This window comes from Verrucomicrobiia bacterium (assembly GCA_035765895.1).
Lineage (GTDB): Bacteria > Verrucomicrobiota > Verrucomicrobiia > Limisphaerales > DSYF01 > DSYF01.
Map to the genome: position 1 here is coordinate 15,477 of DASTWL010000016.1, position 24,171 is coordinate 39,647.

A 24,171-nucleotide genomic window follows, 5' to 3' on the forward strand; every position below is an offset into this window, starting at 1 on the left:
CGGCCGGGCGTTGACTTTAACGCTGCGCGCGAAAGGCGAAGCGCGGTGACGGTGCGGCGCATGGTTCCTGCCGGATTTCGGGCGACACGTTGATCGGGCTGACTGGCGGGGAGGGTGAAATGCCGGCGCACTGGCGTTGCCCCGCCGTGGGTTGGGGGTGCGTCCGCCCGGGGCACGGGCGTGGCCCCTGCGGATGTGGATTGTTTCAAGCGGGCAGCTTGAGCCCGTGATCGTCCGACGCAGACAACAATAATACAGTTAAGGCGATTTTCCCGGCGTGGGCATCGGACCGGCAGCCAACGATGCCATCAGGGAGGATTTGATTGGAGAGCGGCTCAACATGCACAACCTTGTTCCATCGGCACCACCGCAGCGATTCAATTCGGCAGCTGCCGGTCGCGCGGCGTTCACCTTGATTGAATTGCTCGTCGTCATCGCCATCATCGCGATTCTGGCGGCCATGTTGCTGCCCGCCCTGTCGAAGGCAAAAACCAAGGCGCAGGGCATCAGCTGCCTGAACAACACCAAGCAGCTGACCATCGCATGGGCGTTGTATGCGGCCGACAACAACGGCAAGCTGGTTTATAACAAGCCGGGCTATTCCGACCTGACCAACTGGGTGGGGAATTTTCTCGACTGGTCGAGCAGCGCGCAGAACACCAACCTGGATCTGATTCGCAACGCGTCGCTGGGGCCTTATGCCGGGAAGAATGTGGGCATCTACAAATGTCCGGCAGACAACACGCCCTGTGCCGCGGGGCCGCGCGACCGCAGTCTTTCGATGAACGCCTACGTCGGCAACATCGGCAACGGCGCCCCGATCACCGGCGGCTACGCGCAGTTTTTGAAGGAGTCGGACTTCCGCAATCCGGCCGGCATTTTTGTCTTTCTGGACGAGCATCCCGACAGCATCAACGATGGCTGGTTCATCTTCTGCACGGCGGGGAATCCGGCGGAGCGCAATCAGTGGAGCGATTTGCCGGCGTCCTATCACAACGGCGCGGGTGGGTTTTCGTTTGCCGACGGCCATTCGGAAATCAAGAAGTGGCGGAATGGCAGCACCGTCCGCAGCGTGACCAAGAATTCCAGTTTTCTGCCGCTCGGCATTCCCTACAACCAGACCGACGACATTACGTGGGTGGCGGAACGGCAGACCACCAAGCTTTGACCTGTGATCAAGGAACGCAGGTTGAAAATTCGGTGTTTCCCGGCTTTCGGGGGCACTCTGTTCAAACCCTGACGACATACCTCAATCAGAATCATGCGAAGAAACTCGACTCTCTCTCTGGCCGTCGCGACGACGGCCTTGTGCGCGCTGGCGGTGCAGGCGCAGACGTTCAATCCGGTGCCCCTGATGCCGGGCAGCTACACCCAGGACATCGTGGTCGAAAGCAACACGCCGCCGCCCCAGCCCTACGCCTACAATTGTTCGCAGGGCAGCGGCCTGAATCTGGGCGGGGATTACACCCTGTTTGAGCAGGGTTTGTATCATGGCTATCCCTACGGCATGCCGCCGCATGGCTCCACGTTCACGCACCTGAGCAATCCCAACATTCAATACGTCATGCCGCCGGATTACACGGTGAACAACTGTCTGTTCATTGATGCGTCGGTCACGTATGGCACCCTCACCTTCAACACGCCTGCAACGGCGACCAATCTGTCCTTTTTGGGCACGTCGGGCGGCGGGGCGACGACGATTGATTACCTGGTCACGCATGCTGATTTCACCACGGAGTCCGGCACGATCAGTTTCGGCGATTGGTGGAACGGGGCCAATTTTGCGTGGACGAACAGCGGACGGATTTATCAGTCGGGCGCCTTCAACAACATCGGCGCCGCGGACGGCAATCCCCGCTTGTATTCCACGAACATCACGGTGTCGGGAACGAGCCCGGTGACGAGCATCGACTTCTATTACAACTCGGGCGGCGGACACGCGGGCATTTACGCGGTCAGCGGCAACAACGGCGGCTCTACGTGGACGCCGATCCCGGTCGGCGGGTTCAACGAGCAGGTCATCGTGGCGGCGGCGTTTCCCCTGACCGCAACCATGGATCAGGGCACCAACACGCTTTACAACGGCAATCTGGCCACATGGTTCGAGCAGGGCTTCGCTCCGGCCAATCCTGATTCCGGCCTGCCGCATCCGGGCGCGCTGCTGACCAACATGCTGCACGCCACCCACGTGTATCAGATGGCCCCCAGTTACGCCGCGAACAACGCCATCCTGATCGATGCCAATCATCCGGTGGCCAACATCACTCCGGCAGCGGCGGACAGTTACACGGCCATCGCCCTGTTGACTGCTGGTGGCAACATCGGCGGCGCCAACATTATGACGAACCAGATCATCCTGCAGCATGCCAACGGCGTCGCGGAAACGAACCTGTTCTTCGGCTACGACTGGTTTGCCACCAACGCGCAAATCGCCTACGTGACCGGCGGGCGCGTGAACATGGCCGCGCGCACGCTGGATGCCTTGGGCGATCCGACCAGCCTTGCGAGCAATCCCAAATTGTTTGAAAGCACCTTTGGCCTCACGGACACCGCGAGCCCGGTGACCAACATCGTGCTCAAGTATCTCTCCGCTCCTGGGGCCAGCTCCACGACCTATGTGCTGGCCGTGAGCGCGTCCGCGGGTGCGGTGGCACCGGTCGTGTTTACCCAGACGCCGTTCGTCAATGCGTTCGTGGGCGGCAATGCCCGTTTTTCCGTGCAATTGTCGGCCGGCTCCACGCCGTTGACCTACCTCTGGCAGACCAACGGCGTGACCCTGACGGATGGTGGCCGGGTGTCCGGCGCCAACACATCGAACCTGACGCTGAGCGGCGTTGGTTTTGGGGATGCCGGAACGGTGCAGGTCATCATCACCAATGTTGCCGGTGCCACGACCAGCGCTCCCATCGTCTTGACGGTGATGTCCACCAACGCGGATGTGACGACGCCCGGCGATCCGGTCGCAGCGTATCAGCCCAACGGCGGTTCCACGCCGGCCAATGAAGCGGTGTTCCGCACCCTTGACAACACCACGACGAAGTATCTGAACTTTGGTGGCAACAACGGGGCGCCTTTCTACGGCCCGGTCGGCTTCGTGGTTACGCCGTTACAGGGCCGGTCCACATTGACTGGCATCCGGCTTTACACGGCCAATGATGCGACGGCGCGCGACCCGATTGATTACACCATCGAGGGATCGGACGATGGCAGCAACTTCACCTACCTTACGTCGGGGTCAGTCAGCCTGCCGTTGTTCCGTAACGCGGCCGACCAGCCGCTCGACCCGCTGAGCCAGGCGCTGGCCGAGAGCAACTTCGCCAACGCCACGGCCTACTCGTCCTACCGCGTTTATTTCTACGACGTGCGCGACGCGGCCAACGCCAACAGCCTCCAAATTGGCGAGGTGGAATTGCTGGGGACGCTGGAGCCGACGTCGCCGGTGCTGCTCAGCGACATTCACCCGACGAACACCATGAACTTTGAGGGGCTCGTGTCCTCGCTGAGCGTTACCGCGAGCGGCTCGTCACCCTTGTTCTACCAGTGGAAGGTCAACGGCGTGCCGATCCCGGAGGCCACCAACGCCACCTGCTCCTTCGTCACCCTGGCGGGCACCAACAATTACAGCTGCACCGTGTCCAACAGCATCAATCCGCCGGCCACCAGCAGCACGGCCACCGTGGTGGGCGTGCCCTCGAGCCTGGCTTCAACCTTCGTGGTCAACTTCCACGATGCGATGGGCGCGCAATACGCCGCCTCGGCGGACGAGGCCAACGCCAACCTGTGGACGAACGTCACCTACACCGGCCTGGGCGCCTACCCGGATTTGCCGGCCAACACGAACTGGAACGGCTTTGGGTTTGCCAACGGCTACGCGCCGACATTTGACGCGGGCGTTGCGCCCCAACGAGCATCTGATGGCAGCCCGATTCCGGTGACGCTGACCGTCAATTATTCCGGCGAGAACGGTTTCCTCGCCTTTTACGGTGACGGGACGGCGGGCAATACCTGCGCCGACTGTCCTTCCTTGGTGTTGGGCTACACAGCCGTGGCCAATCCCGGCGGCACGTTCGTGTTGCACAACGTGCCACCCGGCAGTTACACGCTCTACCTTTACAGCGCCAACTTTGACAACACCCGCGGCGCGAAGTTCACCCTGAACAGCGGTGGCGCGCACAATGGCTGGGACACCTGCACCAACAATCCGGCCAACGGATCGCCGGCCAACGCCTTCATCGAAGGCTCCACCTACGTTTACTTCACCAACGTCACGCCAAACGTGGATGCAACCATCACGGGCAGCTTTGTGGGTTTCTACAACCCGATCAGCGCACTGTCCGGCGAGGCGAATTTCAACGGCCTGCAACTCATCAAAACGGCCACCACCCGCCCGACGCTCTCGATCGAATCGGCGGGGGACAGCCTGACGATCAGCTGGTCGCCCTCCGTGGGTGTGCTTCAATCCGCCCCGAATGCGGCTGGGCCTTACACCGACGTGTCAGGCGCGAGCTCGCCCTACGTCGTCCCGGTAGCGGGGGCGCAAAAGTTCTATCGGCTTCGGCTGTAAGGGCGGATTCGTTCACGACAACCCGGTGGCTGGCAGCGCGGCTCATGACGCGCAGCGGCCGAGCAGAATCAAATCACGTCGGGCCGGAGAGAGGTCTCTCCGGCCCGCAAGCTTTTGCCGGCCGGACAACGTGCGGAGCGCCTGCTGCTGGCGCGCAACAATAATGCAGCAAAAGCAACATTTTTCCTGTTGGTGACGCGATTGCGTCGGGAAGAAACTGCGGTAAAGCCTCTTAATCAAACGCCGGTCGCCCGGCGCGTCGGCCTTGATGACGTTCTATTCAGGTTTAGTTTTATGACGTGTTTTCGTTCACTCTGGGTGGAGACCCCGGCTTGCATGGTGGCCGCTTTGGTTCTGGTGATAACTTCCGTCAACGCCGCCAACATGGTTCCCATCGCCGTGACGGGATTCAATCGCGATCTGGTGGTGGAGAACAACGCCTCCGGTCCACCGTTTGACGCCTACGCCAGCGAATTCAATCCCGGCGAGAACACCGTCTTTTACCAGGCCGGGCTGGCCGGCAAATCGTATGGTTTGCCGGCTTCGGGCGCGTTTACCAGCGCGCTGGGCGACGGCACGCAGTTTCAACTTCAGCCCTACACCGGGGCCAACGCGCTCGTGCTGAGTGGTGAAACAGGTGTGGATTCCGGCACGCTCACGCTGGTCGAACCGGTCATTTACAAACGCATCGCCATCCTGGCCAATTCGGCGAATGGCGGCGGCGCGCCGACGATGACGCTGCACTTCAGCGATGGCAGCACGCTGGTCACGAATTACAACGCGCTGGATTGGTTCTTCAATCCGGGTTTTGCCCTGCAGGGGGTCGATCGCCTGAATCTGACCTCCGGCGCTGCCGACGGCGGTCCCAATGATCCCCGTTTTTATCAAACCACACTTGATCTGGACGCGATTTTGGGCGGCTTGAACCAGCCGCTGGTCAGCATCACATTTGACAAGGTGCTCGGCGTGGGGGCCACGGCGGTTTATGCCCTCAGCGGCGAATCGGAGCGCAGCATGATTCCGATCGCCGTCACCGGTTTCAATCGCGACGTGGTGGTCGAGAGTGGTTCGAGCGGGCCGCCTTACACGACGGCGCTCAATTTCAACCAGGGCGAAGGCACCGCGTATTACCAGAGCGGTCTCGGCGGCAAATCCTACGGGCTGCCGGCGGCCGGCGTGTTTGCCAGCGCACTGGCGGATGGAACGGTGTTTCAGTTCCAGCCCTACACCGCCAGCAATGCACTTGTCTTGAGTGGGGACACCGGGCTCACCAACGGCACGTTGACGTTGGTGACACCCGCCGTTTATTCGCGCATCGCCATCCTGGCGAACTCCGGCAACGGCACCAATCCGTATGGCAACGTGACGCTGCATTTCGACGACAACAGCACGTTTGTCACGAATTACTACGCGCCGAACTGGTTCAACGATGCAACGAACATCGCCCTGCAGGGCGTGGAACGCATCACCTTGAGCAGCGGCGGCACGTCCGGCGCCACCACGAACCCGCGCTTTCATCAGACGACGATTGACCTGACGGCGGCGCTGGGCGCGGCCAACCGGCCGCTCGTCAGCCTGAGCTTTGACAAACCGCAGGCGAAGTCCACGGGCATTTACGCGGTCAGCGGCGACACCAACATCGTGACGCTGGCCGAGGCGACGAACCTGGCCGCAGCAGACATCCAAGCCACGACCGCCACGTTGCGCGGCGAGGTGTTGTCCACGGGCGGCAGCGTGCCGGCGGTCACGTTTTATTACGGTCCCACGGATGGCGGGACCAATCCGCTCGCTTGGGCGAACAGCGTTGCAGTGGGCGTGCGCAGTGGGACCTTCACGCAGGCAGTCGGCGGGTTGACGCCGAACACGAGCTACTATTACGCGGTTCAGGCGGTCAATTCCCGGGGAACATCGTGGGCCGTTCCGGCGGTGTCATTTACGACCCTTGCGCCCGTGCCCGCGACGCTGGTGAACGGTCCGGTGAGCAGTGTGACGGCGAATCTCGCGACGCTGGGCGGGCAGGTGACGAACACGGGCGGCGACGCGCCGAGCGTCACGTTGTTTTACGGTCCGGTGGACGGCGGGACCAATGCGGCCGGCTGGGCGCAAAGCGTCACGCTGGGCAAGCAGGCCGGTGCGTTTGCATATTCTGCCAGCGGTTTCGCGTCGAACACGACCTATTACTACACGACCCGCGGCATCAATCTCGGCGGAACATCGTGGGCCGCGCCGGCGCAGGCGTTCACAACGCTGGCCACGGTGCCCCCGCCGGCGGCGGTGCTGAGCCAGCACAACGACCGGTTCAACTCCGGGCGCAACCTGAACGAATGGCAGCTTAACGTGAACAACGTGAATGCGAAACAATTCGGCCTGCTCTACACGCGGCCGGTGGACGACCAGATTTACGCGCAGCCGCTGATTGTGACAAACGTGAACCTCCCCGGCCACGGCGTGCACAACGTGGTTTACGTCTGCACAGTGAACAATTCGATCTACGCGTATGACGCGGAAGATCCGGCGGTGACGGTGCCTTACTGGCAGACGAACGTGACCGGCGCCAACGCGGTGCCACCGAGCAACTCGGACATGACCGGCGCCTGCGGCGGCAATTACAAGGACTTCAGCGGCCACATCGGCATCGTGGGCACGCCGGCCATCGATGTGGACTCGGGCACGATGTATTTTGTCGCGCGCACCAAGGAGGCGGGCACCACATTTGTGCAGCGGCTGCACGCGCTCGACATCACCACGGGCGCGGAACGGCCGAACAGTCCGGTGGTCATCACGGGCACCTATCCGGGCACCGGCGCCGGCAGCAGCGGTGGCGTCATCACGTTCGATCCGCAACGGCAGAACCAGCGGCCCGGGCTGCGGCTGGCGAACGGCCGGGTTTACATCGGCTGGGCCTCGCACTGCGATTGGGGTCCGTATCACGGGTGGTTGATGGCCTGCGACGCGACCACGCTGCAAAAGGTGGCCACCTACATGACGACGCCCGATGGTTCCAACGGCGGCATCTGGATGAGCGGCGCCGCGCCGTCCGTGGATGAGTTTGGCAATCTTTACCTCGCCGTCGGCAACGGCACCGTGGGCACGTCCGCCAACCGTTCGGACACCATCAATCGCGGCGAAAGCTTCCTCAAGCTCGACGGCGCCAATCTCAGCATCCAGAGCTGGTTCACGCCGTTCAACTGGCAGATTCTGGAGAACGGTGACATCGATCTCGGTTCGGCGGGTGTGCTGTTGATTCCCGGCACGAATCTCGCGCTGTCCGGTGGCAAGGAGGGCAAGCTGTATCTGGTTAATCGCGACAATATGGGTGGTTTGAGCGGCAGTGGGGCGGACACCAACGTCATCCAGAGTTTTCAAGTGACCGGTCTGACCAACCCCAACGACATCCACGGCGCGCCCATCTGGTGGGACGGGCCGGACGGCTCCTACGCCTACGTCTGGGGAGAATACGATTATCTGCGACAGTTCCAGTTCGACTGGACCGCGGGCAAATTCATTTTGCCGAACATCGCGCAGAGTCCCACGCGGGCGCCCAACGGAATGCCCGGCGGCATGTTGTCCGTATCGGCCAACGGCACCAACGCCGGCAGCGGGATTCTTTGGGCCTCGCACCAGTTCACTGGCGACGCCAACCAGCAGGTGCGGCCGGGCGTTTTGCACGCCTACAACGCGCAGAACGTCAGCGTCGAACTGTGGAACTCGGAGCAGAACAGCGCGCGGGATTCGGTCGGCAACTTCGCCAAGTTCTGTCCGCCCACGGTCGCCAATGGCAAGGTTTACCTCGCCACATTCTCGAACCGGCTGAATGTTTACGGCCTGCTGCCGCGGCCCGCCCTGAGTGTTGCTCTCGCGGGCGGCAATGTGATGCTCAGCTGGCCGACCAACTATGCCGATGGTTACCGGCTCCAGTTCAGTGACTCACTCGCACCCGCCGGCTGGACCGATGACACCAACAGCGTTCAATCGGCCGGGGCCGATTATCAAGTCACCACGCCGGCCGCCGGGGCGGCGGTGTTTTATCGCCTGATCAAATGAGCGCGGCGCCGCGCCTTGACCCCGGTTTGAACCCGTTTTTTATGCACATCACACCACATTGGTTGAAACCCTCATGCAAACCCGCCTGCGCCGCCTGGCTCGGGCTGAGCCTGCTGGCCATGAACGCGCCGGCCGCCGTGCAAGTTACCGTGGCTCACAACACCGACGACGAAGCGACCGGCGCCTTCGCCTTCAAAAATGTCCCGGCGCCGTCCCGCAACGACGCCGCCACCGCCGCCCAATTCAGCGTGGTTGCCGGTGAAGCCGATGGCAACGGCGCCGGTCTGCGCCCGCTGCACGACGGGCGCATGCCGGGAGGATCGGACGAGCCGGGCGAAAACTTTTTCTTCTCGGCCGGCACCGCCGGCGGGCGTCTCGTGGTGGATCTGGGCCGCGCGATCGACCTCAAGCAGGTCAACACGTATTCCTGGCACGTTGGGACGCGCGCGCCGCAGGTTTACAAGCTCTACGCCAGCGCGGGCGGCGATTTCAACGCCAAGCCTGGCGCCGGCGTGGATCCAACCACGTGCGGGTGGAAATGGATTGCCGACGTGGACACACGCCCGAAACAGGGGGACGCGGGCGGCCAATACGGAGTGAGCATCGCCGATCCTGCCGGCAATCTCGGCAGCTATCGCTATCTGCTTTTCGACGTGTCGCGCACCGAGAGTGACGACGCCTTCGGCAACACGTTTTACAGCGAAATTGATGCGGTGGATGCGCACGCGCCCGCCACGCCCGTCACCGCGGCGTCACCGCGCCTGACGTTCACCACTGCCGATGGTTCATGCGAAATCGCGATCGACACCTCGGCGGCGCCGGAGCTGGCAGACTGGGCGGAGCAAAAGCTCGGCCCCACGCTGGCCTCATGGTTTCCCAAAATCGTGGCCATGCTGCCCAGTGACGGTTACGTGGCGCCGAAAAGCTTCAGCATCACGCTGCGGCCCAGCGATGACGTGGCGTTCGCCGCGGGCACGCGCATCATGGCCAATTCCCGCTGGCTCAAATCCGAGCTCAAAGGCGAAGCTGTCGGGGCGCTCGTGCACGAGATGGTGCACGTCATCCAGCAGTATGGCGCCGGCCGGCGGCACAATCCGCAGGCCACGCGCACGCCCGGCTGGCTCGTCGAGGGCATTCCGGATTACATCCGCTGGTTCAAGTATGAGCCGCAAAGCCACGGCGCGGATCTGCTCTGGTTGCAGGAGCGCCCGGACCTGAAGCTGAACTACGACGCACGCTACCGCGTCACGGCCAACTTCATCGACTACGTCATGGAGACGCACGATCCCGCTCACACGTTGCTGGCCAAGATCAATGCGGCGTGCCGTGCCGGTGAATACCGCGACGACCTGTGGCAGCAGCTCACGGGCAAATCGCTGGCGCAACTGAATGACGACTGGAAGGAACACGTGCAGTCGGCGTTGGCGGAGCGCGCCAAAACCGGGCTCAACGTCCTGACGCCCGAGGAGCGCAAGGCGGGCTGGCGGCTATTGTTCAATGGCGTGGATACAGCGGGCTGGCACAACTTCAAACACGACGGCGTGCGGCCGGGCTGGGAGGTGAAGGATGGCGCGCTCGTGTGTGCCGATCCCCACAACGCCGGCGACATCGTGACCGTCGGCCAGTATGGCGCGTTCGAGCTGGAACTGGACTACAACATTTCCGAGGGAGGCAACAGCGGCATCATCTACCATGTTTCCGACGAGGGCGGCGCCGTTTGGGCGACGGGCCCGGAATTCCAGCTGGAGGACAACGCCAAGGCCGCTGATCCGCAGCGGTGCGGCTGGCTGTATGCGCTGTATCAGCCGCCGAATGATCCCAAGACCGGCAAGCCGCTCGACGCCACCAAGCCGGCGGGCCAGTGGAATCACGTGCGGCTCGTCATCACGCCGGAAAAGTGCGAGCACTACATCAATGGCGTGAAATACTTCGACTACGTGCTGGGCAGCGATGATTTCAAGGCGCGCGTGGCGAAGAGCAAGTTTGGCAGCATGCCGTTGTTTGCAAAATTCGATCGCGGCTACATCGCCTTGCAGGGCGACCACGGACGTGTGGAGTTTCGCAACATCAAGATCCACCCGCTGCGGCCGGCTGCGCACTGAGCTCGGCGATCTTCCTCTTCATCCCGGGTGTCCGGGGCGCCCCGCGGATTGTCCCCCGCGGGGCGTTCTGGCCAACCAGGACACAATAGTCCAACGGAGAGCACATTTGTCACCTTGTCTCGCCGGCCGGCCGCCCGATAATCGATTCCTGTTCAACGAAAGCCCCGGTCGGGCGGGGCGCAGCCCGGTCCATCCGCTTCGTGTCGGGTGAGGTTGCGCGTCCGGACCAGGCGGACCGGCGCAGCGAAAGGGCGACCTGTCACCGGCCTGCGCCGGCCATCGGATCATGAAAGCGTTGGTCAAAAAAACAGCGGCTCCCGGTCTCTGGCTCGAAGACGTTCCCGAGCCCAAAATCGGCATCAACGACGTGTTGATCAAGGTGGATCGCACAGGCATCTGCGGCACCGACGTCCACATTTACAAGTGGGATGACTGGGCCCAACGGACGATCCCGGTGCCCATGGTTGTGGGGCATGAGTTTGTCGGGGAGATCGTCGAAGTCGGCTCCAACGTGAAGGATTTTTTCCCCGGACAAGTGGTCAGCGGCGAAGGGCACGTCGTCTGCGGCCACTGCCGGAACTGCCTGGCGGGACGCCGCCATTTGTGCGCGGACACCAAGGGTGTGGGCGTGAACCGGCCCGGCGCGTTTGCCGAGTATCTGGCGCTGCCCATGACCAACGTCTGGGTGCATGCGCCGGGCATTGAGCGGGATGTGGCGGCGATATTCGATCCGTTTGGCAACGCGGTGCATACGGCGTTGTCGTTTCCGGTGCTGGGCGAGGATGTGTTGATCACAGGCGCCGGGCCGATCGGCATCATGGCGGCGGCCGTGGTGCGACACGCCGGCGCACGGTATGTGGTGATCACGGACGTGAACGAACACCGCCTGGAACTCGCCCGCAAAATGGGGGTGACGCTGGCCGTCAATCCCCGTCAGCGCAGCGTGAAGGAGGTCCAGAAACAGCTTGGCATGACCGAGGGCTTTGACGTGGGCCTGGAGATGTCGGGCAACGCCGCGGCCTTTCAGGATCTGCTGGCCAACATGAGTCACGGCGGGAAAATCGCCATGCTCGGCATTCCCGAAAAGGCCATGGCCATCGACTGGAACACCGTCGTCTTCTCGATGCTGACCATCAAGGGCATCTACGGGCGCGAGATGTATGAAACCTGGTATAAAATGACGGTGATGCTCCAGAGCGGCCTCGACATCACGCCGGTCATCACCCATCGGCTGCCCTACACGGAATTTGAACAGGGCTTCGCCGCGATGTTGAGCGGCCAGTCCGGCAAGGTGATTCTAAACTGGCGGTGAAGCCGTCACTCCGCCCTCGTTGATTTATGAGAAACGTAGCAACTTCACCGGCGCCCCGGCGCCTCTGGTTCAGCGTTGTCCTGCTCGCCGGCTGTGGCTGGCTGACGCAAGCGGCGCCGGCGCGCTTGTCCGATTACATCCGCCCGTTCGTCGGCACTTACGGCGAGGGCAACACGTATCCGGGGCCGTCCGCGCCGTTTGGCATGGTGCAGTTGAGTCCGGACACGGATGATCAGCTCTGGGATACTGCGTCGGGCTACGAATATTCCGACACGTCCATCATGGGCTTCAGTTGCACGCACCTGAGCGGCACCGGCATTCCCGACCTGGGCGACTTCCTGTTCATGCCGCAAATCGGCACGCCGAAATTCCAGCCGGGCACCAAGGAGGCGCCGGAGACGGGCTATCGCCAGCGGTTTTCGCACGCGGACGAGGCGGCCACCGCGGGCTACTACAAGGTCAAGCTCGCCAACGGCGTCACGACCGAGCTCACGGCGGGCGAACGCGCCGGCCTGTTGCGCTTCACGTTCCCGGCGAGCGATCAGGCCTCCATCATGATTGATCTGAACCACGTCCTCAACGGCGGGCGCTGGCGCGTGGTGTGGTCGCATGTGCGCAAGGAAAACGACACGACCGTCACGGGCTTTCATCTCGTGAACGGCTGGGCAAAGGAGCGCTACCTGTATTTTGCAGCGCAATTTTCGCGGCCGTTTGACGCGCACCAAATCATCAGCAGCGGCAAGCCCGTCATCTACAACACCTATCGCTTTCGCAGCCAGAACGAGGCGGCGGGCACCAACCTCCAGTTTCTGGCCGAATACAAGACGCACGCGGATGAGGTCATCACGGTGAAGGTGGCGGTTTCGGCCGTGAGCGCGGCGAATGCGTTGCAGAGCTTGTCGGCGGAAATTCCCGCCTGGGACTTCGCCGGCGTGCGCGAACGCACGTGCCGCCAGTGGGACCGTGAACTGGCCCGCATCCAGATCGACGGCTCGCCGGAGCAGAAGGAGACGTTTTACACCGCGCTTTATCACGCGTTCCTCACGCCCAATCTCTACGAGGACCGCACGGGCGAATACCGCGGACTCGACGGCGAAGTGCATCAGGCGAAGGGCTTCACCAACTACGCGGTGTTCTCGTTGTGGGATACGTATCGCGCCACGCATCCGTTGTTCGCGCTGATTCAGGCGCCGCGGGACGCGGACATGATCAACTCGCTGCTCGCCCATTACGATCAGAGCGCGGACCACCTGCTGCCGATGTGGTCGCTGCAGGGCAACGAGACGTGGTGCATGATCGGTTACCACGCGGTGCCGGTGATTGTGGACGGTTATCTGAAGGGCGTGAAAGGCTTCGATGTCGAACGTGCCTATGAAGCGGTCAAAACCACGGCGCTGAATCCGGATTACGACAGCGTGGCGGCCTATGCGAAGCTGGGCTGGGTGCCGTGCGACCAGGAAAACGAGTCCGTGTCCAAGACGCTCGAATACGCCTACGACGATTACTGCATCGCGCAGATGGCGAAGGCGCTGGGCAAGAAGGCGGATTACGCGGTGTTCATGAAGCGGGCGGAGAGCTACCGGAACCTGTTTGATCCGTCGTTCGGGTTGATGCGCGGCAAGGATGCGCAGGGGCGCTGGCGCACGCCGTTTGACCCGCACCTGTATGTGCAGGGCGGCGATTTCACCGAAGGCACGAGCTGGCAGTATTCGTGGTATGTGCCGCAGGACGTGCCGGGCTTGATCGCATTGATGGGCGGGCCGGATGCATTTGCCAAAAAACTGGATGCGCTCTTTACCTTTGGCGCCAATGAGAGCCAGGGGCTCGATGACATCCAGGGACGCATCGGCGAATACTGGCACGGCAATGAGCCCAGTCATCACATCATTTACCTCTACTGTTACGCGGGCCAGCCGTGGAAGACGCAGGAACGGCTGCATCAGGTCGTCCAAACGCAATACGGCAACCAGCCAAAATCCCTCACCGGCAATGACGACTGCGGGCAAATGTCCGCGTGGCTCATGTTCACCGAGATGGGCTTCTATCCGGTGTGCCCGGCGAGCGACTACTACGTGATCGGTGCGCCGCAACTGCCGAAGGCCGTGATGCATCTCTCGAACGGCAAAAAATTCACCATGACGGCGGAAAATCTCTCCGACGAAAACATCTATGTGCAATCCGTCCGCGTGAACGGCCGGGACTGGAACAGTCCGTTCCTGCCTTATGCGGCGTTGCAACACGGCGGCTCCATCGCCTTCACGATGGGACCGCAACCCAACCGTAACTGGGGCACCCAGCCCATCCTGCCAAAATGAAGGCGCGCAACCACACTCACACCATGAAACTCTGCCATCTTTGGGGCGCACTCGGACTGGCCCTGGCCGGCTCCGGCTTTGCGGCGGAAACGTCACTCGTCACGCTCGCCAACCCGCTGCAGGGCACGGATTCGACGGGCGGCTTTTCGCACGGCAACGAGTATCCCGCCATCGCCCTGCCCTTTCCCATGAACGTCTGGGCGCCCTACACCCAGCCGGCCCGCGACTCGTTTTATTACCAGTATCGGCAGGGCAAGCTGCGTGGCATCCGGGAAACGCACCAGCCGAGCCCGTGGATCGGCGACTACGGCTCGTTTTCGCTCATGCCGGTGTCCGGCCGGCTGGCGGTGAACGAGGACGAGCGCGCGTCGGACTTCCGGCACGAAGCCGAGCACGCGCAGCCGAACTATTACCGCGTCCACCTCGACACCTGGCACGCGACGGCGGAGGTGACGCCGACCGAACGTTGCGCGCGGTTCCGCTTCACGTTCGACAACGCGGGTGACGCGTATGTGGTGCTGGATGCGTTTCCCGGCGGCTCGTCGGTGGAGGTTATCCCTGGCGAGAACAAGATCGTCGGCGTCAGCCGGTTTAATCACGGCGGCGTGCCGAAGAACTTTGGCAATTACTTCGTCATCGAATTCGATCAGCCGTTCGTTGCCCACGGCGTATGGTCGCCCAAAACCACCGAAGCCGGCGCGAGCAAGCTCGCCGGCGACCACGTCGGCGCCTACGTGAAATTCGCCGCGCAGGCGGGCCAGGTGGTGCAGTGCCGGGTGGCGTCGTCATTCATCAGCGCGGAACAGGCGTTGCGGAATTTGCAGGCCGAAATCGGCGACGCGGACTTTGACACCGTGCGCCGGCGCGGCGAGGCCCGGTGGAATGACACGCTCGGCAAAATTCGGGTGACGGGCGGGACGGAGGAGCAGCAGCGCACGTTTTACAGCACGTTCTATCGCAGCGTGCTCTTCCCGCACAAATTCTACGAACTCGATGCGCAACAGCATCCGGTTTACTTCAGCCCCTACGACGGCCAGTTGCACCAGGGCTATCTCTACACGGACACGGGCTATTGGGACACGTTCCGCGCCAGTCATCCGCTCTACAACCTGCTCTTTCCGGAAGTCAGCGGTGAAATTTTGCAGGGCATCATCAATGCCTACAACGAAAGCGGCTGGCTGCCGTCGTGGGCCAGTCCTGGCCATCGGGCCTGCATGATCGGCAATCACGCCTTTTCGCTGCTGGCCGACGGCTGGGTGAAGGGGGTCCGCACGTTTGACTTGAATCGCGCGGTGGATGCGATGGTGCATGACGCGAACAACGAAGGCCCGGGCTCTTGTCCTTCGATCGGCCGCAACGGCGCGACGTTTTACAACCAGCTGGGCTACGTGCCTTATCCCAATGTGCATGAGGCCACGGCCAAGACGTTGGAATACGCCTACGACGATTTTTGCGCGGCCATTCTGGCCGACGCCGCGGGCCGCCCGGCGGACCGGGATGCGTTTGTCCGCAAGGCGCAGAACTATCGCAATGTCTTCGACATAAAGACCGGCTTTGTGCGCGGCCGCCAGGAGGACGGCGCGTGGTGCGAACCGTTTTATCCCATTGAGTGGGGCGGGCCGTTCACCGAGGGGAACTCGTGGCAGTGGACGTGGAGCGTGTTTCAGGACATTCCCGGGCTCGTGCAGTTGATGGGCGGTGAAAAGGCGTTTGCGGACAAGCTTGACGCCGTGTTTACCACGCCGCCGGATGTGAAAGTGGGCACCTACGGTGGAATGATTCATGAAATGACCGAAATGGTCGCGGCGAACATGGGCCAGTATGCGCACGGCAATCAGCCGGTGCAGCATGCGATCTATCTCTACGATTACGTCGGCCAGCCGTGGAAGGCCCAGACGCGCATCCGCGAGACCATGGGCCGGCTGTATCAATCCACGCCGGACGGTTTTTGCGGTGACGAGGACACGGGCCAGATGTCGGCGTGGTATGTCTTCAGCGCGCTGGGTTTTTATCCGGTGACGCCGGGGACGGATCTTTACCTGATTGGTTGTCCGCTGTTCGACCGCGCGACGCTCACGCTGCCGGATGGGAAACAATTCACCATCACCGCGCAGGCCAACGGACCGCAACGTCCCTACATCCATGGCGGAACATTGAACGGCCAGGACTTCAACCGCACGTTCCTCAAGCACGCGGAGATTCTGGCCGGCGGCGACCTCGTGTTCCGCATGGAATCCGCGCCCGATTATCACTGGGCTACCGGTGCCGGGAGCCGTCCGCCTTCCGCCATGGCCGGGCTGTTGCAACAGACTGCTGTCGGCGGCGCCGCCACGCCGGGCGGCAAGTGATGCCGGCTCGTGGTGTCGGACCGACGTGTCTGGTGGTGGGACAGGCGTTCTGCCTGTCCCGCTTCGGCCGCGGGGTGCCAAAACGGAGCTTCCATCGCTTCGTGTGTTCCGGCATTAATGGCGGTCGTCCATGCCAGCCATCCGATCGACGTCACCGCTGGTGCCCGTTGCAGGCGTCCAGCGACGGACGCACTGCCGCGCGGGTGCCGGCGTTTCGCCGGACGCGGCGCGCCGCGCCGATGGTGTCCGTCCTCTTGGAAAATCGCCCAGCATGAAATCAATTTCGTCCCTGCAACGACTGTCCGGCGTGTTGGCTCTGTTCGGTTGGTGTCTCGGCGCCGTTGCGGGCCCGGCGAGCGCGGAGCCGGCCACCAACAAGTTGTTGTATGTGGTGGGCGATTCGCATCTCGACACGCAGTGGAACTGGACCGTGCAGGACACGATCCATCCCTACCTCTCGAACACGCTGGTCCGGAACTTCGTGCTGTTCACCAATTACCCGGATTACACGTTCAGCTTCGAAGGGGCGTTCAAGTATCAACTTGCGAAGGAGTATTACCCGGCGGAATACGAGACGTTGAAGCATTACATCGCGCAAGGCCGCTGGCGCGTGGCCGGGGCGTCGGTGGATGCCGGCGACGTGAACATTCCCTCGCCGGAATCGCTCATCCGCCACGCGCTTTACGGCAACGGTTACTTCAAGCAGGAGTTTGGCAAAACGAGCCTCGACTTGTTTTTGCCGGATTGTTTCGGTTTCAGCTACGCGTTGCCGTCCATCGCCGCGCATTGCGGATTGAAGGGGTTTTCGTCGGCGAAACTGCTCTGGGGCTCCGCCATCCCCTACCCGTTTGAAAACATTGGCCGCTGGGTGGGGCCGGATGGCGCTTCGGTGGTCGCGGTCATTCAACCCGGCGCCTACGATTCGCACATCACCGAGAATCTGGCGAACGCGACGAACTATCTCGCGCGCATCGACGAAATGGGAAAAGCCACGGGATTGTATCTCGACTACCGGTATTTCGGCACGGGCGATATTGGCGGGGCGCCGGACGCCAGGTCGGTGGACTGGCTGGAACAGAGCATTCACACGACCAACGGTCTGTTGCGTGTGGAGAGCGCCGGCGCAGATCAGTTATACCGGGATTTGACGCCGGAGCAGGTGGTCAAGCTGCCGACGTATCAAGGCGAGTTGCTGATGCGCATCCACGGCGTCGGCTGTTACACGGCGCACAGCGAGATGAAGACCTTCAACCGGCGCAACGAACACTGGGCGGACAGCGCGGAGCGAGCGGCGGTGATGGCCGACTGGCTGCAAGGCGGCGGCACGTATCCTCAAGAGCGGTTGACGAAGGCCTGGGAACGTTTCCTCTGGCACCAGTTTCACGACGATTTGACCGGCACCAGCATCGATGCGGCCTACCAGTTTTCCTGGAACGACGAGCTGCTCTCGCTGAATGAGTTTGCCGCCGAGCAAACGCGCGGCATCGGCGTGCTTGCCCGGGCGCTCGACACCACGGCCACCGGCGTTCCGCTTGTGGTGTTCAATCCATTATCCGTCGAAAGCGAGGATCTGGTCGAAGCCACGGTGACCTTTTCAAACGGACTGCCCCGCGCCGTGCGGGTGTTTGGTCCGGATGGGAAGGAAGTCCCGGCACAAGCGGGCACGCCGCGCGGCCATTCCCTGCCGATTGTCTTCCTGGCGCGGGTGCCGGCGGTCGGGGCGGCCACGTTTGATGTGCGTCCGGCTGACCGGCCGTGTGCGCTGAAAACCGGCCTCGCCGTCTCGAAGTCCCGTTTGGAGAATGCCCGTTACCGCGTGCGGTTGGATGGCAATGGCGACGTGCGGTCCATCTACGACAAGGCAAACCAGCAGGAGCTGCTGGCCCGGCCGATCCGCTGGGCCTTTTTGCACGATGAAGGCACCATCTGGCCTGCCTGGGAAATCACCTACGCTTCAGAAACCGGCCGGCCCGCTTATCTGGGCCGGCCTGCACGCGTGGAGGTGCTGGAGTCCGGTCCCGCACGCGTCACGCTGGGTATCACGCGGTTCAAGGACAACTCGACCTTCTTGGAACGCATTTCCCTGGCAGCGGGCGAAGCCGGTGACCGCGTCGGCTGGGATGTTTCGGCGAATTGGCACACGCGCGGCACGTTGTTGAAGGTTGAATTCCCGCTCACGGCCGCCAATCCCAAGGCCACGTTTGACCTGGGCCTGGGCACCATCGAACGCGGCAACGCAACGCCCAACCTCTACGAAGTGCCCGCCCAGCAATGGGCGGATTTGACCGACACGAATGGCCAATACGGCGTCACCGTCTTGAACGACAGCAAGTATGGCTGGGACAAACCAGACGATCATACACTGCGATTGACCATCTTTCACACGCCCACGCCCGGCCTTGCTTATCCGCATGGCGCGCACAACAGCCTCGGGTCACATCGCTTTCAATTTGCGGTCATGGGCCATGCGGGCGACTGGCGCGCCGGCCGGTCGTCATGGACGGCGGCGCGGCTCAACCAGCCGTTGCAGGCCTTTGCCGCGGCCGCGCATCCGGGGCCGCTCGGCAAAACCTTTGCCTTCCTGACGACGGACAGTCCGAACGTAATGGTGAAGGCCGTCAAGAAAGCCGAAGCCAGCGATGAAGTGGTGGTGCGGTTGCAGGAATTGACGGGCCGGCCGCAGACGGTTCAGCTTGCGGGCGCCGCACCCATTGTGGCCGCGCGCGAACTGACCGGTGCCGAGGAACCGCTCGGTGCCCTGACTCCCGCCGGTGGCAAACTGACGCTGAAACTCACTCCGTATCAACCGCGGACGTTGGCCCTGACGCTGGGCGCGGCGGCCGCGACCGTGCCCAAGGTCGTCAGCCAGCCGGTTTCACTGCCGTTCAACCTCGATGTGTTCTCCCGCGATGCCAACCGGGCGGATGGCGATTTTTATCAGGGCTACACCATTCCGGCCGAACTGGTGCCGGCGTCCGTCGTGCGCGATGGGGTCAACTTCATGCTCGGCTCGACGGCGGATGGCGCAAAGAACGCCGTTGCGTGCCGCGGCCAGACCATTGCGCTGCCCGGTTCCGGTTTCACACGGCTCTACCTGTTGGCGGCCGCCGCGGGTGGTGACACGCCGGCGGTGTTTGCCGTGGATGGTCAGGCTAGGCGGCTGACGGTTCAGGATTTCACGGGCTTCATTGGCCAATGGAAGCCGCCGCTTGTGAAGCCGGACGAAGTGGCCTGGGTGTTCACGCACCGGCACACGCGCGACGGCAATGATCCCTATCGCTTCTGCTACCTCTTCAAATATTCCCTCGACCTGCCGGCCAACGCGCGCACGTTGACCTTGCCAGACGCACCGAATGTGCGGGTCTTCGCGGTGTCGCTGGCCAAGGGCACAGCGGAGGAAACACAACCGGCAGGTGGGCCGTTGGCGGCGAACGAACTGCCTTGGGCCAGCGCCGGGGCGAATCAAATCGTCAACGCTGACGCGCACGGTGTGGCCGCGGTCACGCTTGACGGCACGGGTTGTGGCGATCCAGATGGAAAGATTGTTTCATACCTGTGGACGATGGATGAAAAGCCACTGGCCGCCGGCGAGCGAGCAGTGGCGAAGCTAAAGCTGGGCCGGCACCTGATCCGGCTTGCCGTCACGGACAACGCCGGCGCCACCAGTGAAAGTGAAGTTGAGGTTCAGGTGTTGCCGTCGCTCCAGGTGACGGTGAAGGCATCGGCAACGCAGGCTGCTGCCGCGCCGCTGACGGTGCAGTTTGCCGCGACCGTGCGGGGTGGGCGAACCGAACGTTCTCACGCGCTGACTTTGGATGACGGCGGAACGATGACGGCACAGGGTGAACACGCGCCGCGCGAACGGGTGCAGGATGCCTTTGATGGCAGCGCCGCGACCAAGTGGCTCGACTTTGCATTGGAGGATCCCGCCACGCGGGCGAGCTGGATTCAATATGAATTCCCCAACGGCCGGCGCGGGGAGGTGGTGAGCTACTCATTGACCGCCGCCGCCGACGCGCCGGCGCGGGATCCGCGGGACTGGCGTCTGCTCGGTTCGAACGATGCCGGCGCCAACTGGACAACGCTGGATGTGCAGACCAACCAGACCTTTGCCGGCCGGGGGTTGGAGAAGGCTTTCCGTCTGGCCAGGCCCGCCAGTTTTAATCTTTTCCGCCTGCAAATCGACTGTGTGGCAGATCCCGCTGCGGCGAATGCGGTGCAACTGGCCGAACTCAAATTGATCGGGACGCCGGCGGATTCGTATGTCTGGCAGTTCGGTGATGGTGGCCACTCGCGGGAGCAGAGTCCACAACACACCTACGCGCACGAAGGCAACTATCAGGTGCGGCTGGCGGCCGCCCGCGGTGATTACACGGGCACTCATCAAATGCTGATGACGGTCGGTCCGCCCTTGCGTGCCACGGCCACCGCCACACCCGTGGCGGGTCAGCCCGGCACGGTTGCCTTTGCCGCCCGGGCCAGTGGCGGCAATGCGGCCCGCGCCCCCTACAACACCACCCTCGACGGTTACGGCGTTGTTGCGGCGCAGGGCGAGAATCAGCCCGCCGAAATCGCCGCCAACGCCTTCGATGCAACGAGCGCAACCAAGTGGCTGGATTTTGCCGGGGAGAACCCCGCCACGCGCGCCAGTTGGATTCAATATGCCTACGCGCATGGTCAGCAGTATCAGGTGGGCCGTTACGCCCTCACGTCCGCCAACGACGAGCCCGGCCGCGACCCAATGAACTGGCGGTTGCTCGGTTCAAACGACGGCGGTGCGACGTGGACCATCGTGGATGTCCGCACCAACGAAACGTTCACGGACCGTAATCAGCGACGCGAGTTCAGTTGCCGGAACGCCGCCGGCTTCCGCCTTTACCGGTTGGAAATTGACACGGTCAAAGACGCGGGCGCGGGCGGTGCGCTGCAACTGGCGGATCTCGAGTTGATTGGCGTGCCCCTTTATCGTTACGAGTGGGATTTTGGTGACGGTTTCATGTCCACCGAACCCAACCCGCAGCATACCTACTCCGACTCGTCGCGCCACGATGTTTCCTTGGTGGTTTCAGACGGCGCCGCGTCCGTTACGAACAAGTTGACCGTCATTCCCAAGCCTTAAGCCGGGTCAGTCGGGCGAGGTGCTCCAACGAGATTCAGTTCCCCCTGAATCCGGCGGTGGAACAGGCATTGTGCATGTCCGTTGGGACGAACGAATTGGGTGTTGCGCAGGCCCGGCAGGATATGCTGGCGGATACAAAACTCCCATAAAAGCTACATTTTTCACGTTGGCTGGAAATGGGCCTGCCGCATAGAGTCGATTAGTTCCCAACAGCCAACCCATGACGTAAATGCCAACCAACCACGCCCGTGTGTCCGCTTCTGAAAACCCTTCGGCGATGTGAGACTATTTCCCCACTCGGCGGCACCTGAGGCCGCCGATGGAAGTTTTCGCCGGATTTGTTTATATTCCTATTGCCTGCCCCAAACCTAATCACCATGAAACCATCCAAGTTGCACTCCCATTGCGCAGGGGAAAGCCGGGCCGGAAGCGCTTCCGGATTTACCCTGATTGAACTGTTGGTGGTCATTGCCATCATCGCCATTTTGGCGGCCATGCTGCTGCCCGCGCTGAGCAAGGCCAAAGTCAAGACCCAGGGCATTTACTGCATGAACAACGGGCATCAGATGATGACGGCCGTGCAGCTCTACACCGGGGATAACACCGAATTTTATCCACCCAACCCGGACGATGGCACCACGACGGTGGGCCACAATTGGTGTCCCGGGCATGCGGGACCGGGAGAAGGGGAAGAATTCAATCCGGACATTTTGATCGACCCAACCCGCAGCCTGCTGGCCAACTACATTGGCGGCAATGCCACCATCTTCAAATGTCCGGCCGACAAACGCATGGGCCGTTATCAAGGCACCAATCCGTCCAAGGCTGGCCAAATTGTTCCGGCGGCCCGCACGTTTTCCATGAACCAAGCCGTTGGCACCATTTGTCCCGCCTATGACCGCGGGGCGGGGCACAGCGGCGCGCCGACTTTGGCGGTCAACGGTCCGTGGCTCAATAACTCGCACAGTCACCGGCGTAACTCGCCTTACAACACCTTTGGCAAGACCTCCCAAGTGACGCAGCCCAGTCCGTCCGATTTGTGGGTTTTCATCGATGAAGATGCCGACAGCCTCAACGACGGCGGCTTCGGTTTCGGGATGAACTCGGCTGAATGGATCGATTTCCCTGGCACTTATCACAACATGGCGTGCGGGTTTGCCTTTGCGGACGGCCATTCGGAAATTCACAAGTGGCGCGATGGCCGCACGGCGGTGGTGAATCACAACGTCAGCCGCCGCTCGGTTCCGGGGAGTGTGGATTGGCAGTGGATGTATCAACACACCTCGGCAAAATAAGACGCTAATTTGACGGAAATCTCCCTGCGAGTCCGGCCGGCTTGAAACCGGCCGGACTTTTTTTGGACGAATCGCAGCCGGGCAGTTTGCAGTTGACGCATTCACTTTGCATGGCAAAGTTTCCTTATGAATGCCGACTGGGCCGCTGAAAATCTGCAAACCATTCGCACCCTCATGGAGCGTTCGGCGTTGTATCGTCGGCAGCTGGCGCCCATCTGCCTGCTGGTTGGCCTCGTCGGGCTGGCCGCCGGCGCCGTGGGCTGGGAGACACAATGCGATTCTCCGCGCCGCTTCGTGCTGTTTTGGTTCGCCATCGCCGCCGTGTCTTTGGCCGGCGCCTTCGTGGTGGTTCGCCGCCAGGCGTTGCGCGACAAGGAATCGTTCTGGTCGCCGCCGACCCGGCGGGTGGCGCAGGCCATGTTGCCGTGTCTCTACATCGGCTTGATTGCGGGACTCGTGGTGGGATTTGTTGCCGATGATCCGGGTGTCACGTGGGCGGTGATTCCGGTGTGGATGGCGCTCTACGGGGCGGCGCTGCACGCGGCCGGCTTCTTCATGCCGCGCGGCATTCGGCTGTTCGGTTGGGCCTTCATCCTTGGCGCCACCTTGCTCCTGCTGTGCCTTTCGTCGCTGTCCCAGCCTTGGGAGTTTCGCTTTACCCACCCCGTCATGGGCGCCGCCTTCGGCGGACTGCATCTGGCTTATGGCATTTACCTGCTCTTCTCCGAGAAGCGCCGCACGCCGTGAACCCGGAACCCTTCCTCCAACTCGACCGTGTGATTCACGAGAAGGGGCGGCTGGGAATCATGTCCATGCTGGCCGCCGCCCCCGAACTCGCCTTCACCGAACTGCGCGATTCGCTGGGCATGACGGATGGAAACCTCACCACGCACATCCGGACGTTGCAGGAAGCGGGCTACGTGGCGGTGGCCAAGTCCTACCAAAACAACCGTCCGCTCACGACGTGTTCCCTGACCACCACCGGGCGCAAAGCCTTTGCGGACTACATCGGCCTGCTGGAGCAAATCATCCAGCAAAGCCGGCCAGCCTGATTTCATGAACCATTCGTTGA

Annotated in this window: 11 protein-coding genes; all 11 read left to right on the forward strand. The window is 62.4% G+C overall.

The window, feature by feature from the left end; translation table 11 throughout:
- The first annotated feature begins 340 nt into the window (after positions 1 to 340).
- Positions 341 to 1,168, forward strand: coding sequence for a prepilin-type N-terminal cleavage/methylation domain-containing protein (locus tag VFV96_03835; GenBank protein HEU5069528.1), 828 nt, complete (start codon positions 341 to 343; stop codon positions 1,166 to 1,168).
- Positions 1,169 to 1,261: 93 nt separating this feature from the next.
- On the forward strand, positions 1,262 to 4,564 hold the full coding sequence (locus VFV96_03840; GenBank protein HEU5069529.1) for a hypothetical protein: 3,303 nt from the start codon (positions 1,262 to 1,264) through the stop codon (positions 4,562 to 4,564).
- 294 nt (positions 4,565 to 4,858) lie between these two features.
- Entirely contained in the window at positions 4,859 to 8,608 is a 3,750-nt protein-coding gene (locus VFV96_03845; GenBank protein HEU5069530.1) for a fibronectin type III domain-containing protein, read from the forward strand.
- Positions 8,609 to 8,649: 41 nt separating this feature from the next.
- Positions 8,650 to 10,710, forward strand: a complete 2,061-nt coding sequence (locus VFV96_03850; protein ID HEU5069531.1) for a family 16 glycoside hydrolase — start codon at positions 8,650 to 8,652, stop codon at positions 10,708 to 10,710.
- Between the two features lie 286 nt (positions 10,711 to 10,996).
- Positions 10,997 to 12,022, forward strand: coding sequence for an L-threonine 3-dehydrogenase (gene tdh / locus VFV96_03855; GenBank protein ID HEU5069532.1), 1,026 nt, complete (start codon positions 10,997 to 10,999; stop codon positions 12,020 to 12,022).
- Between the two features lie 26 nt (positions 12,023 to 12,048).
- On the forward strand, positions 12,049 to 14,337 hold the full coding sequence (locus tag VFV96_03860; protein HEU5069533.1) for a GH92 family glycosyl hydrolase: 2,289 nt from the start codon (positions 12,049 to 12,051) through the stop codon (positions 14,335 to 14,337).
- Between the two features lie 23 nt (positions 14,338 to 14,360).
- Entirely contained in the window at positions 14,361 to 16,685 is a 2,325-nt protein-coding gene (locus VFV96_03865; GenBank protein ID HEU5069534.1) for a GH92 family glycosyl hydrolase, read from the forward strand.
- A 271-nt stretch (positions 16,686 to 16,956) separates the two neighbouring features.
- On the forward strand, positions 16,957 to 21,804 hold the full coding sequence (locus VFV96_03870; protein HEU5069535.1) for a glycoside hydrolase family 38 C-terminal domain-containing protein: 4,848 nt from the start codon (positions 16,957 to 16,959) through the stop codon (positions 21,802 to 21,804).
- Positions 21,805 to 22,181: 377 nt separating this feature from the next.
- Complete coding sequence (locus tag VFV96_03875; GenBank protein HEU5069536.1) at positions 22,182 to 23,099, forward strand: prepilin-type N-terminal cleavage/methylation domain-containing protein; 918 nt, start codon at positions 22,182 to 22,184, stop codon at positions 23,097 to 23,099.
- 126 nt (positions 23,100 to 23,225) lie between these two features.
- Positions 23,226 to 23,846, forward strand: a complete 621-nt coding sequence (locus VFV96_03880; GenBank protein HEU5069537.1) for a hypothetical protein — start codon at positions 23,226 to 23,228, stop codon at positions 23,844 to 23,846.
- On the forward strand, positions 23,843 to 24,151 hold the full coding sequence (locus VFV96_03885; GenBank protein HEU5069538.1) for a transcriptional regulator: 309 nt from the start codon (positions 23,843 to 23,845) through the stop codon (positions 24,149 to 24,151). The genes VFV96_03880 and VFV96_03885 overlap by 4 nt, the downstream gene beginning before the upstream one ends.
- Positions 24,152 to 24,171: the final 20 nt, after the last annotated feature.